We start from the raw sequence: 12,843 nt of genomic DNA, 5'->3' as shown, positions 1-12,843 counted from the left end.
TGTGATCGCGATGTGTGCATGTGATCGCTATCACCATAACCATACGAATGGATATAAGCAATAGCGCGAGGGAAGCGGGGGCGCGGGAGGCCGGGCGGGCGGCGGGACGGCCCGCAACGACGGCGGGCCCGCGCCGAGCCGGTGCTCGGTGCGGGCCCGCTGGGGTCCGTGTCGCCGGACGTCGCCGACGGTCGTGGTCAGCCGCCGAGCGCCTGGTTCCAGGGCAGGACCTGGCTCAGGAGTTCGGGGAACTTGCGCTCGGCGTAGCGGACGTACTCGTTGATGTGGTCGCGCATCCGGTCCTCGGACAGGTCCGCGTCGTGCGAATTCAGCGCCTCGTAGATCTGCGTGTGCGCCTTGAGCGTCGTCTCCCGCAGCGGGGCGGGATGGTCGACGCCCATCACCGTGCCGCCGGTGATCCGGAGCAGCGCGTCCGTCAGGTAGCCGAAGAGCGCGTTGCCGGTGGACCAGGCGATGACGTCGTGGAACTGCTTGTTCGTCTCGAGGAACGTGTCGATGTCCGCGGTGTCGAACGACTGCTGCATCCGGTCGACGGACTGCTTCAGCTCCTGCAGGTTCTCGTCGCTGATCCGCTCGGCGGCCAGGCGGCAGATGACGGGCTCGAGGGCGGTGCGGGCCTCCACGATGGTGTTGAGGGAGGCGTTCTGGAGCTGCATCAGCAGGATGATGGTGCTCGCCAGGTGGGACGCGTCGGGGTCGAGGAGGACGGGACCGCCCTTGGGTCCCGGCTTGAGGGCGATCATGCCCTGGAACTCGAGCAGCCGCAGTCCCTCGCGCAGGGTCCCGCGGCCGATCTGGTACTCCTCGAGCATCGCCTTCTCCGGGGGCAGCAGGTCCCCGGGCTGCAGACCTTTTCGCGCCGTATCCCGGACGATCTGCTGGGCTACCACCAGCGACGTCTTCGGGCCTCTCGACATTGCAGCCACGAAAGCCTCCTCAGCCTCTCGGCCTCCTGACTTCCGGGAAGCGGAGGCTCTCACGGCGGAGCGGGTGCTCGCCGTGTCGGCGGATCGGCTGGGCTACGTCCCCGGTCGATCCGAAATGTGCACTGTACTCATTGTGCACGCGATTGTGCACATTGATGTGCACCATTATCGAACGTGTGTCTATTCGGCGGGCGGGAACTGCGGCTTGCGCTTCTCCAGGAATGCCTGCGCGCCCTCGACCATGTCGGCGCTGCCGATCGCCTGGACGAGCATGCCGAGGCCGTTGCTGAAGGAGTCCCGGGCGGAGTTCCACCAGATGTTCGAACTGACCTTCGTGATCTCGAGGTACCGCGGGCTCAGTGCCTCGAACTCGCGGCACAGCGAACGGACGGATTCCTCGAGGAGTTCGTCGTCGACCACCTCGTTCACCAGTCCCATCTCGTACGCGCGCTCGGCCGGGTAGCGCCGGCACAGCAGCGACAGTTCCTTGGCGCGCTTCTCGCCGATCTGAACGCCCATCACGTTCGTGGCGCCGCTGACCGGAGAACTACCGACGCGGGGGCCGGTCTGCCCGAAGGTCGCCGAGCGGGCGGCGACGGCGAGGTCGCAGGCCACCACCAGCTCGTTGCCGCCGCCCGCCGCGGCACCGTTGACGGCCGCGACGACCGGCCGGGGGCAGGTGCGGATCGCGTCGAACAGTTCGAGCGAGGACCGGTAGAGACCGCGCAGTTCCTTGACGGTCGGCTGACTGAGCTGTCCGAGCGACCCGCCGGCGCAGAAGCTTCCACCGGATCCGGTGATGACCACCGAGCGGTATTCGGTGGCGTTGTGGAGCGCGTCGACCATGACCGCGCACATCTCGGCGTCGAACGCGTTGCGGCGCTCGGGCCGGTTGAGCCGGATCCACAGGCTCGAGTCGACCGAGTCGAGAACGACGCTCGTGGTGGTGGAGGCGGGGCTGCTCATCGGAACTCCTTCGATCGAGGTTCACGGTTCGGCTGGGCTGGGTACCTGGGAGATGCGGCTCGCTCGGCGCATCTTTTCCGGCCCGACACACGAACTGTACGTTATAATCGTTAGCATTATTTTGGCTCGGCGGGAAGTGGGGAGTGTCCGCTCCGGACGGCGTTCCCGAGCCGGCGGGCGCTCCGGGGAGGAGAAGGCGCGATGATCACAGGACGGGCGCCCAAAGCGGCCATGGTGGTGGCGCAGCACATCATCAGGGACGCGACCAGGCAGAATCTGGCGGCGGGCGATCTGCTGCCGTCGGAGCGGATCATGCTCGAGAAGTACGAGATCGGTCGTGGCACACTGCGGGAAGCCCTGCGATTGCTGGAATTCCAGGGGGTCATCGCTCTCAAGCCGGGACCGAGAGGCGGGCCGGTGATGCTGGACCCCGACGCGTCCCATCTTGCGAGTTCGCTCATCCTCCTCATGCAGCTCAAGGACGCCCCGTTCAGCGTCATCATCGAGGCGCGCACCGCCCTCGAGCCGATGATCAGCCGGCTGGCCGCCCAGCGCATCAGCGGCGAGACGCTCGTCGATCTGAAGGAAACCATCGACCGGATGCACGGATCGCTCGGTGACCAGCACGAGTTCCTCGAGGCGAACAAGAGCTTCCACGACCTGATCGCCTGGTCCTCGGGCAATCCGCTGTTCGGGTACATGGTCGATTCCCTGCTCGGCATCATGGACGGCACGGCGGTCGGCATCGACTACCCACCGCACCGGCGCGAGGCGATCATCGTCGCGCACACCCGGATCTACGAGTCGCTCTCCCAGGGGGACGAGATCGGCTCCGAGGAACGCATGCGCGACCACATCAACGCCTACCGGCGGTATGCCCAGCGCAAGTACCCCGACCTGCTCGATCAGGTCATCCAGTGGGACCGCGCACTGGGCTGAGGCCCACCGCGGGCGCAGGGCTGAGACCCACCGCGGGCGCAGGGCTGACGCGCACCGCAGACGCAGGGCTGACGCCCACCGCAGACGCAAGGCTGAGGCCCACCGCAGGCGCAGGAAGGGGCCCCGGATACGTATCCGGGGCCCCTTCCTGCGTCGTGTGCCGGCCGATCGAAAGGCGTCGTCACTCGGTGACGACGGAGATCGCACGCTCGGGGCAGGACGCGGCTGCCTCGCGTGCGGCGTGCTCGTTGGCCGGGTCGTCGCCCCCGGGCAGGACGTACGCGTGGCCGTCCTCCTCGCGCAGCGCGAAGACCTGGGGGGAGGTCATGAAGCACAGCCCGTGGCCCTGGCAGTGGTTCTCGTCGACAACAACCTTCATCGGTCGCTCCTTCCGTCATCCGGATATCGAGGATGCCAGCTCGTTGAACATTTGATTTGATGGCCGGGCTGGCGGTGTGATCTACACTACTATATCATCTGTTATAACCATTAGCAGGAGATGCCCGATCCGACGCAGGAGGGTCCACGCGATGGACAGCCGCAATCGTTGCCCCGTCATCAACTTCGACCACAATTCGCAGGAGCACTCTGCCGATCCGGTCGCCTCGTACCGCAAGGTTCGCCAGAACGAGCGAGTCGCCTGGACGGAGGCGCACGGCGGGTACTGGGTGCTCAGCGACTACGACTCGGTCTTCGAGGCCGCCCGTGACGACGAGACGTTCTCGTCGGCGCGTAACGAATATGGGGGAGAAGGCCTTTCGGTTGTCATCCCGAAGACTCCGATGCACTTCCACATCCCCATCGAGCTCGATCCCCCGGAGTTCCGCAAGTACCGCAAGATCGTCAACCCGATCACCGCGCCCGCGGCCGTCGAGCGGATGAAGGCACTCGTCGACCGCCACACCGCCGGGTTCATCGACAGCGTGATCGAGGACGGGCAATGCGACCTCACCTCGGTCATCGCGGTTCCCTCCATCGTGACGGTGGACTGGCTCGGCCTCGACCTGGCCGACTGGAAGCGCTACTCCCATGCGCACCACCAGGCGCTCGCCGGCATCCCGGGAAGCGACGACTACCGCCACGCGATGGAGGTCGAGTTCCCCTACCTGGGTGATCGCATGCGCGAGACCATCCGGGCACGACGCGAGAACCCCACCGACGACATCATCAGCTACCTCGTGCAGCAGGAGATCGACGGCCGCCCGCTCAACGACTTCGAGATGTACTCGATCGTCGATCTGCTGCTCGCCGGCGGTGTCGGAACCACCGCGTCCCTGGTGAGCCAGGCCCTCGTGTGGCTCGCGGAGCACCCGGCCGTGCGTCAGCGGTTGATCGACGACCCGAGTCTGATGGACCACGCCGTCGAGGAGTTCCTGCGGTATTTCTCGCCCACCCAGGCGCTCGCCCGGACCGTCACCAAGGACACCGACTTCCAGGGCTGCCCCATGAAGAAGGGCGACCGGGTGCTGCTGTCGTGGTCGTCGGCCAACCGCGACGAGAAGCTCTTCGAGAACCCGGACGAGATCGACATCGAACGGTGGCCGAACCGGCACACCGCCTTCGGGATCGGTGTACATCGTTGCGCCGGATCGCATCTCGGTCGCTACATGTCCAAGACGCTCATCAGCCAGATTCTCGAGCGGATGCCCGACTACGAGGTGGACTTCTCCGCGCTCGAGCGGTACCCGCACCAGGGCACCAACATGGGCTGGCAGCGGATCCCGGCCACCTACACGCCGGGCCCGCGGGTGCTGTCGGACTACACCCTGTACTGAGGGGTGCCGAGCACGTCCACCGCATCATCCGATTCATCGACAGGACAGGGGAACGCCGTGTTCAACGGCCGAAGAATCGTCGTCGTCGGCGGCGGCCTCGCCGGGCTCCGCACGTGTGAGGCGCTGCGCGCCGAAGGCTTCGACGGTGAGCTCGAACTGCTCTGCGCCGAGCCCACCCCGCCGTACGACCGGCCGCCGCTGAGCAAGTCCGCACTCGCCGAGCCGCAGGACACCACGTTCGACGTCGACTACGCGGCGCTCGGTGTCGAACTGCGCCTCGGGGTCCGGGCCCGGTCGCTCGACACCGCCGCCCGGGTGGTGCGCACCGATGCCGGCGAGCACTCCTACGATGCGCTGGTCGTCGCGACCGGCGCGGCCCCGGTCACCCTGCCCGGCGCGGGCCGGCAACTCGTGCTGCGCACCGCCGCGGACGCCGAGCGTCTTCGCGCCGAGCTACGCCCGGGAGCCCGTGTCGTCCTCGTCGGTGCCGGCTGGATCAACGCCGAGATCGCCACGACCGCACTGGCTCTGGGCTGCTCGGTGACCTGCGTGGAAGCCGGGCCCCGGCCGCTCGCGGGACCGCTGGGCGCGCAGGTGGCCGAGCGGCTGCACGCGTGGTGGGACGGGGTCGATCTGCGCTGCGGCACCGGCGTCGGCGAGATCACGCCCGGCGGACTGACGCTGGACGACGGCACCGCGCTCCCGGCGGACGTCGTCGTCACCGGTATCGGAGTGCGGCCCGACGTGGGCTGGCTGACCGGCTCCGGTCTCGAGATCGATCGCGGGGTCGTCGTCGACGAGTCGCTGCGTACCTCCGACCCGTCGGTGTTCGCCGTCGGCGACGTCGCGATGCGCTGGTCGCCCCGGTTCGGGACACGACTCGGTGGTGAGCACTGGGACGAGGCGCGCACCGGACCGGCGACGGTCGCCGGTGCACTCCTGCGGCCGCAGTCGCCGCCCGTCTTCGACCCGATCCCGTACTTCTGGAGCGACCAGTTCGGGCACAAGATCCAATTCGTCGGACACAGAAGCGAATCCGACGATATGGTGTTCCGGGAGGGTGCGGACGGCAAGTGGGGTGCGGCCTGGTTCGATTCCGCCGGGCAGCTCACCGCGCACCTGAGCGTCGATTCCCCCCGGCACATGGTGCAAGCCCGCATGGCGATCGATCGTCGTGCCGTCGTGGATCCGGACGCGATCCGGGATCTGTCGGCGCCCCTGCAGGCGCCGGCGCCGGCAGTGAAGTAGTACTCCCATCCCATCCAGCGAGTCGCCGTGGCGAGAGTCCGCGGTCGAGTGGAGGAACACAGCATGACCACAGCCACTCCCATCCAGTTGAAGAGCTACGACAAGCTGTTCATCGGCGGATCGTGGGTCGAGCCGTCCAGCGACGCGGTGATCGAGGTGATCTCCCCGATCAACGGTGAGGTCATCGCGACCGTGCCCGAGGCGCGCGAGGCCGACATGGACCGCGCCGTCGCGGCGGCGCGCAAGGCGTTCGACGAAGGCCCCTGGCCGCGGATGACGCCCGCCGAGCGCGCGGAGATCCTCGTGCGGGTCGGGAACGAGGTGAAGAAGCGGATCCCGGAGATGGCCGAGGCCTTCACCCTCGAATTGGGCGCTCCCGCAGCGGTGTCCACGCTGTTCCACCAGAACGCCGTCGACATGTGGGACGACGCGGCCACGTTCCACGAGCGTTTCGCGTTCGAGGAGGAGCGCACCTGGAAGGGCGGGCACGGCAAGATCGTGCGGGAGCCCATCGGCGTCGTCGCGGTCGTGGTCCCGTGGAACGGTCCCGTCGCGACCGGCTCGCTGAAGATCTCGCCTGCGCTCGCCGCGGGCTGCACGGTGGTGCTCAAGCCGGCCCCGGAGGGGCCCGTCACCATGATGATGCTGGCCGAGGCGCTCGACGCCGCGGGCCTGCCCGAGGGCGTCATCAGCGTCGTCCCGGCAGGACGGGAGGTGGGTGACTACCTCGTCAGCCACCCGGACGTCGACAAGATCAGTTTCACCGGCAGCACGGCGGCCGGTCGTGTGGTCATGAGCCGGGCCGCAGAGCGGATCAAGCGGGTCACCCTCGAACTCGGCGGCAAGTCGGCCGCGATCATCGCCGACGACATCGACCTCGATACCTTCCTGCCCGGCATGGTGTTCGGCGGCATCGGTCATTCGGGGCAGGTCTGCGCCGCCCTCACCCGCATCATCGTCCCGCGTGAGCGCCAGGAGGAGGTCGTCGAGGCGATCAAGGCGGTGATGGAGAGCGTGAAGGTCGGTGACCCGCGGGACGAGGACACGGTCCTCGGACCCCTCGCCGCCGAACGTCAGCAGACGCGGGTGCTCGACTACATCGAGGTCGGGAAGAAGGAAGGCGCCCGGCTGGTGACCGGCGGCGGCAAGCCGGCCCACCTCGACCGCGGCTGGTACGTCGAACCGACCCTGTTCGCGGACGTCTCCAACGACATGCGCATCGCGCAGGAGGAGATCTTCGGACCGGTGCTGGTGGTGATCCCGTTCGATTCGATCGACGAGGCCGTCGCCATCGCCAACGACTCGGACTACGGCCTGTCCGGCTCCGTCTACGCGAAGGACGAGGAGCTGGCCCAGAGCATCGCGCGACGGGTGCGCACCGGGCAGATCTCCGTCAACGGCTACGCGATGTGCGTCGTGCAGCCCTTCGGCGGCTACAAGCAGTCCGGTCTCGGCCGTGAGGGCGGCATCGAAGGGTTCGATGCGTTCTTCGAGACCAAGCTGATCCAGCTTCCCTGATCCACGACGGGTGCGGGGTGCGTCCGCGACGAGGGCGCACCCCGGTATCCGGCACCGACGAAAGCGAAGGACCCGACATGACTGCGGTATCCCCCGACCTCGCCCGCCGCGCGGAAGACCTGATGTACGCGTATGCATCCGCCGTGGACGAGGGTGACCTCGACGCCCTGCGCGCCCTGATCACGGACGACGTCTCGATCATCCAGAACGGCAAGGAGGATGTGGGGCCGGAGGAGTTCCTCGGGGTCTACCGCGCCTTCGCCGAGTCCGGCGCGGAGTTCTCCCGCCACGCGATCACCAACGTCCGCGTGTCCGGCGAGGGCGACGGCCGGGTGCGGGTCGACGCGTACTTCGAGGCGACGGTGGCCGGCCCCGAGGGCACGCAGCGGCTGTACGGTCGCTACGCCGACACGTTCGCCGAGCGCAACGGTGCGCTGCTCATCGAGCGCAAGGACATCACGGTGGACCGCGTGCTCGACCAGCCGGCCTCCGCGGCGGCGTACGCGCCCTACTGATCGAACGGGAAAGGGCGGCGATTCGTCGAATCGCCGCCCTTTCCCACGTCCTGAGGGCCGTCCTACGGGCGACCGCCGTGGGTGGCGCCGACGCGGGTGGCGAGCAGGCTCGCGTCGCGCGTGTGACGACGGGCGGCCTCCGAGGAGTTCGGCGCCGCGCAGGCGTAGAGGGTGTTGCCTTCCGGCCCGCCGAGCATGCACGCGAACACCCCGGTCGGGAACACCACCTCGGCGGTGATCGTGCCACCTTCCTCGACGCGGATGACCCGCCGGTGGAGAGCGTCGGCGACCCACACCGCACCGTCGCTGTCGAGGCAGATGCCGTCCGGCGCGACGGCCGCGGCGCTCATCGCGGCCTTGACCGACTCGGTGGGCAGGTCCGGTCCGAACGCGGCCCAGGTGCGCTGCCCATCGAGCCGGCCGTCGGCCCCGATGTCGAAGGCGGTCAGCTTGTTGCCCATGCTCTCCGCGACGACCAGCGTGCCGGCGGGGGTGATCACCATGCCGTTGGGGAAGCGGAGGTCGGAGGCCTCGACGGTGAAGGAGCCGTCCGGCGCGACGCGGATCAGGTTGGCAGGCGCGATCGGGGTGTCGCGTTTGAATTCGAAGCCGAAGCTGCCCACGTAGGCGGTGCCGTCCTCGGCGACCACCATGTCGTTGAGCTTGCCGGTCGCGACCGAGGAGAGATCGGCGTGGACGACGATCTCGCCGTCGTGCTCGCGGCGCATGATCCGCCCGGACTCCATCGCGGTGATGAGCAGGCGCCCGTCGGGCAGCCAGCCGAGCCCGGACGGCTCGTCGCCGGGGAGGGTGGCCTCGACGGTGACCGCACCGTCGGAACCGATCGAGATCACCTCGTGCCGGTAGAGATCCGAGACCCACACCCGTCCGTCGTGCCAGCGCGGGCACTCGAGGAAGGCACGGTCGGAGACGACGGTGTCGATGGGGCTCTGCAGCGCGGTGTCCTGGTTTCCGGCAGTCATGGTCGGTGGCCTTCCGTAGTAGATGCGGGGAGACGGCAGATGCGGGGAGACGCCCCCCGGAACTCTCTTCCAAGCTAGCCCAATCATGCGCATAGATAAAGGGCTCTGCCGCGCGGTATTGCAAATAATCATGCGTATGGTTATGGTGATGTGCATCACTCGCTGGGTGCCGACTCTGCGCATCCGATCGGGAGTTGTCGACGTCTGTCGAAACCCATGCCGCACACGAAGGAGATGCCATGGCCCTCGATTCCGCCACCACCGCGTTCCTCACCCAGATGGCCGAGGCAGGCGGCCCTCCGCTGCACGAGATGAGCCCGCAGGAGGCGCGCACGCTGAGCGACGGCTTCATCGAGCTGTGCGGCCCCGGACCGGAGATGGCCCGAGTCGACGACATCACCGTCCCCGGTGCCGACGGACACGAGGTGCCGGTTCGCGTGCTGGTCCCGACCGGCGATGCCCGCGGCGTGATCGTCTACCTGCACGGCGGCGGCTGGGTGGTCGGCAGCCTCGACGGCTACGACACGCTGGGACGGCAGCTCGCCGAACGCACCGGTTGCGCCGTCGCCCTCGTCGACTACCGCCTGGCCCCCGAGCATCTGTTCCCCGCCGCCGCCGACGACGCCTGGGCCGCGTTGCAGTGGCTCGCGGCGAACCGGGCCACCTACGCGGCCGCGGACGCCCCGCTGATCGTGGGCGGTGACAGCGCCGGCGGCAACCTCGCAGCGGTGGTCGCGCAGCGCGCCGTCCGGGAGAACGGTCCCGAACTCGCCCTGCAGTTCCTCGCCTACCCCGTCATCGACTGCGACTTCGACACACCCAGCTACCTCGATCCCGCGAACGAGCTCATGCTCACCCGCGACGCGATGGTGTGGTTCTGGGACCTGTACGTGCCCGAGGCGGAGGACCGCACCCGCTGGGAGGTCGCCCCGATCAACGCCGAATCGCTGACCGGTGTCGCGCCGGCCGCGGTGCTGCTCGCCGAGCACGACGTTCTGCACGACGAGGGCCGCAAGTACGCCGAGGCGCTCCGCTCGGCGGGGATCCCCGTGCGCGAGAAGGTGTTCACCGGACAGATGCACGGCTTCTTCCAGTTCGTGAACGTCCTGCCGGGCGCCAAGGACGGCATGGACTACGTCGTCGAAGCGGTCGAGGACGTGCTCGCCGGCGCGGACATCGCCCGATGAGGACGGAGGCCGGCATGGGATTCGAGAAGGCGGCAGAGGAATTCGACGCGATCGTGGTGGGTGCCGGATTCTCCGGCATCTACATGGTGCATCGGCTGCGGGAGATGGGACTGACGGTCCGCGCCTTCGAGGCGGCCGAGGGCGTCGGCGGCACCTGGTTCTGGAACCGGTACCCCGGGGCTCGATGCGACTGCATCAGCATGGAATACGCCTACACGTTCTCGCCCGAACTCATCGACGAGTGGGAGTGGACCGAGCGCTATCCCGCGCAGCCGGAGATCCTGCGCTACCTGAACTTCGCCGCGGACCGGCTGGATGTGAAGAAGCACTTCCGGTTCCGGACGCGGGTCGACTCGGCTCGGTTCGACGACCACACCGACCGGTGGACGATCACCACCGACTGCGGAGACGTCGCCGTCGCCAAGTACTTCGTCACCGCGGTCGGCTGTCTGTCCACGTCGCAGACGCCGGATTTCCCGGGCCTGGCGAACTTCCGCGGCGCGACGTACCACACGGCCGACTGGCCCAGTGAGGGCGTCGACTTCACCGGCAAGCGCGTCGGGGTGATCGGCACCGGTTCGTCCGGCGTCCAGGTGATCCCGCTCGTCGCCGAGCAGGCCGAGAAGCTGACCGTGTTCCAGCGGACGCCGGCGTTCAGCCTCGACTGTGGCAACCGTCCCCTCACCGAGGACGAGAAGCGGGAGTTCAAGGAGAACATCGAGACCTTCAAGGCGACCTCGAAGACCACACCGTCGGGCCAGTACACCGACACCCTCGAGGTCAGCGCGCTCGATCACTCCCCGGAGGAGCGGTGGGCGACCTACGAGGAGCGGTGGAACCGGCACCGGGCGATCGACCTCATCGCCGCCTACCCCGACCTGTTCACCAATCGGGAGGCCAACGAGACCATCGCGGAGTTCTTCCGCAGCAAGATCCGTGCTGTGGTGCAGGACCCCGAGCTCGCCGAACGCTTGTCGCCGCGGACCCATCCACTCGGCGCCAAGCGGATCACGCTGGACACCAACTACTTCCAGACCTACAACAGGGACAATGTCGAGCTCGTGTCGCTGCGCGAGGCGCCGCTCGAGGAGTTCACGGACAAGGGAATCCGGGCCGGGGGCGTGGAGCACGAGCTCGACGCGGTGGTCCTCGCCACCGGGTTCGACGCGATCACCGGTCCGCTGCTGAAGATGGACATCTCCGGCGTGGGCGGGCAGACGCTGCAGGAGAAGTGGCAGGACGGCCCCGTCACGTACCTCGGAATCGCCGTCGACGGGTTCCCGAACATGTTCATGCTCACCGGCCCCGGCAGTCCGAACGTGCTCACCAACGTGGTGTGCGCGATCGAACAGCACGTGGAGTGGACCGCCGACTGCATCGAACGACTCGAGCAGCGCGGCGCCCGCCGGTTCGAGGCGCTCGAACCGTACACGCACGACTGGACCGACCTGAACAACGAACTGGCGAAGGGCACGCTCTACCCCGAAGGCAACTCGTGGTACACGGGCGCCAACGTGCCGGGCAAGCCGCAGGTGATCATGTCCTACGTCGGTGGGCTCAACACCTACCGTGACATCTGCGACGACGTCGCAGCCGACGGCTATCGCGGTTTCGCCATCAAGTAACGGGAAACGACAACGGCAGGACGTGCATTCGCGGCTGCACGCCGCGGCGCGTCCTGCCGCCGTTTCCGAGGTTCCGACGACGAGGAGTTCGTGGTGTCGCAGGGTCTGAAGTTGGGGTACAAGGCGTCGGCGGAGCAGTTCGGGCCGCGGGAGCTGGTGGAGCTGGCGGTGCTGGCGGAGGAGCGGGGGATGGATTCGGCGACGGTGTCGGATCATTTCCAGCCGTGGCGGCACAGCGGGGGGCATGCGCCGTTCTCGTTGGCGTGGATGACCGCGGTGGGCGAGCGCACGTCGCGGTTGCAGCTGGGCACGAGTGTGTTGACGCCGACGTTCCGGTACAACCCGGCGGTGATCGCGCAGGCGTTCGCGACGATGGGGTGTCTGTATCCGGGGCGGGTCATGCTGGGGGTGGGCACGGGGGAGGCGCTCAACGAGATCGCCACCGGGTACGAAGGCCAGTGGCCGGAGTTCAAGGAACGCTTCGCGCGGTTGCGCGAGTCGGTGCGGCTGATGCGGGCGTTGTGGACGGGGGAGCGGGTCGATTTCGAGGGCGAGTTCTACGCCGCGAAGGGGGCGTCGATCTACGACGTGCCCGAGGGCGGGGTTCCGGTGTACATCGCGGCGGGCGGTCCGGTGGTGGCGCGGTATGCGGGCCGGGCGGGGGACGGGTTCATCTGCACCTCGGGCAAGGGCATGGAGCTCTACACCGAGAAGCTGTTGCCGGCGGTGGCGGAGGGCGCCGCGAAGGCCGACCGGGACGTGGCGGGGATCGACAAGATGATCGAGATCAAGATTTCCTACGACACCGATCCGGAGCGGGCGTTGGAGAACTGCCGGTTCTGGGCGCCGCTCTCGCTCACGCCGGAGCAGAAGCATTCGATCGACGATCCGATCGAGATGGAGGCGGCGGCGGATGCGTTGCCGATCGAGCAGGTGGCCAAGCGGTGGATCGTGGCGTCGGATCCGGACGAGGCGGTCGAGCAGGTCGGGGCGTATGTGAAGGCCGGGCTCAATCATCTGGTGTTCCATGCGCCGGGGCACGATCAGCGGCGGTTTCTGGAGTTGTTCGAGCGTGATCTGGCGCCGCGCCTGCGTGCGTTGGCCTGACGCGGCTGACGCCGCCGGTGTGCCTTTTGGGCT

At 68.1% G+C, this 12,843-nt stretch carries 12 protein-coding genes; 8 read left to right on the top strand and 4 right to left on the bottom strand.

The features are described 5' to 3' along the window. Positions 1-197: 197 nt before the first annotated feature. Both QNA09_RS21695 and QNA09_RS21690 read right to left on the bottom strand, forming a co-directional pair. Positions 198-938, bottom strand: a complete 741-nt coding sequence (locus tag QNA09_RS21695) for a FadR/GntR family transcriptional regulator (RefSeq protein WP_010594000.1) — start codon at positions 936-938, stop codon at positions 198-200. Between the two features lie 189 nt (positions 939-1,127). Continuing rightward, a complete protein-coding gene (locus QNA09_RS21690) occupies positions 1,128-1,913 on the bottom strand; it encodes an enoyl-CoA hydratase/isomerase family protein (RefSeq protein ID WP_010593999.1) in 786 nt (261 codons plus the stop codon). A gap of 231 nt (positions 1,914-2,144) precedes the next feature. Between QNA09_RS21690 and QNA09_RS21685 the strand changes: the two genes are divergently transcribed. Next, on the top strand, positions 2,145-2,852 hold the full coding sequence (locus tag QNA09_RS21685) for a FadR/GntR family transcriptional regulator (RefSeq protein WP_010593998.1): 708 nt from the start codon (positions 2,145-2,147) through the stop codon (positions 2,850-2,852). Between the two features lie 181 nt (positions 2,853-3,033). On the opposite strand, the gene QNA09_RS21680 is transcribed toward QNA09_RS21685, so the two are convergent. Further along, on the bottom strand, positions 3,034-3,231 hold the full coding sequence (locus QNA09_RS21680) for a ferredoxin (RefSeq protein ID WP_003938422.1): 198 nt from the start codon (positions 3,229-3,231) through the stop codon (positions 3,034-3,036). Positions 3,232-3,382: 151 nt separating this feature from the next. Between QNA09_RS21680 and QNA09_RS21675 the strand changes: the two genes are divergently transcribed. The 4 genes from QNA09_RS21675 to QNA09_RS21660 all read left to right on the top strand — a co-directional run bounded on the left by QNA09_RS21675 (position 3,383) and on the right by QNA09_RS21660 (position 7,908). Then, the gene (locus QNA09_RS21675) at positions 3,383-4,627 is read left to right on the top strand and encodes a cytochrome P450 (protein ID WP_017679790.1); all 1,245 of its coding nucleotides are present in this window, start codon (positions 3,383-3,385) and stop codon (positions 4,625-4,627) included. A 57-nt stretch (positions 4,628-4,684) separates the two neighbouring features. Further along, entirely contained in the window at positions 4,685-5,875 is a 1,191-nt protein-coding gene (locus QNA09_RS21670) for an FAD-dependent oxidoreductase (RefSeq protein WP_308072073.1), read from the top strand. A gap of 63 nt (positions 5,876-5,938) precedes the next feature. Next, on the top strand, positions 5,939-7,393 hold the full coding sequence (locus QNA09_RS21665) for an aldehyde dehydrogenase (protein WP_017679788.1): 1,455 nt from the start codon (positions 5,939-5,941) through the stop codon (positions 7,391-7,393). A 77-nt stretch (positions 7,394-7,470) separates the two neighbouring features. Beyond that, positions 7,471-7,908, top strand: a complete 438-nt coding sequence (locus QNA09_RS21660) for a nuclear transport factor 2 family protein (RefSeq protein ID WP_248957369.1) — start codon at positions 7,471-7,473, stop codon at positions 7,906-7,908. Between the two features lie 62 nt (positions 7,909-7,970). On the opposite strand, the gene QNA09_RS21655 is transcribed toward QNA09_RS21660, so the two are convergent. Then, positions 7,971-8,891 (bottom strand): SMP-30/gluconolactonase/LRE family protein, encoded by a 921-nt coding sequence (locus QNA09_RS21655; protein WP_010593993.1) that lies wholly within the window; start codon positions 8,889-8,891, stop codon positions 7,971-7,973. A 239-nt stretch (positions 8,892-9,130) separates the two neighbouring features. On the opposite strand from QNA09_RS21655, the gene QNA09_RS21650 reads away from it, so the two are divergent. From QNA09_RS21650 to fgd, 3 genes are all read left to right on the top strand, one after another. After that, entirely contained in the window at positions 9,131-10,078 is a 948-nt protein-coding gene (locus tag QNA09_RS21650; protein ID WP_010593992.1) for an alpha/beta hydrolase, read from the top strand. 14 nt (positions 10,079-10,092) lie between these two features. Then, a complete protein-coding gene (locus QNA09_RS21645) occupies positions 10,093-11,703 on the top strand; it encodes an NAD(P)/FAD-dependent oxidoreductase (RefSeq protein ID WP_248957368.1) in 1,611 nt (536 codons plus the stop codon). Positions 11,704-11,796: 93 nt separating this feature from the next. Continuing rightward, positions 11,797-12,810 carry a glucose-6-phosphate dehydrogenase (coenzyme-F420) gene (gene fgd / locus QNA09_RS21640; RefSeq protein WP_248957367.1) on the top strand — a complete coding sequence of 338 codons (1,014 nt, stop codon included), beginning with the start codon at positions 11,797-11,799 and terminating at the stop codon, positions 12,808-12,810. Positions 12,811-12,843: the final 33 nt, after the last annotated feature.

Origin of the sequence: Rhodococcus sp. AH-ZY2 (assembly GCF_030916465.1) — a bacterium.
GTDB lineage: Bacteria > Actinomycetota > Actinomycetes > Mycobacteriales > Mycobacteriaceae > Rhodococcus > Rhodococcus ruber.
The sequence above is the reverse complement of the archived record's forward strand: the minus strand, read 5'-3'. Positions and strand labels throughout refer to the sequence as shown.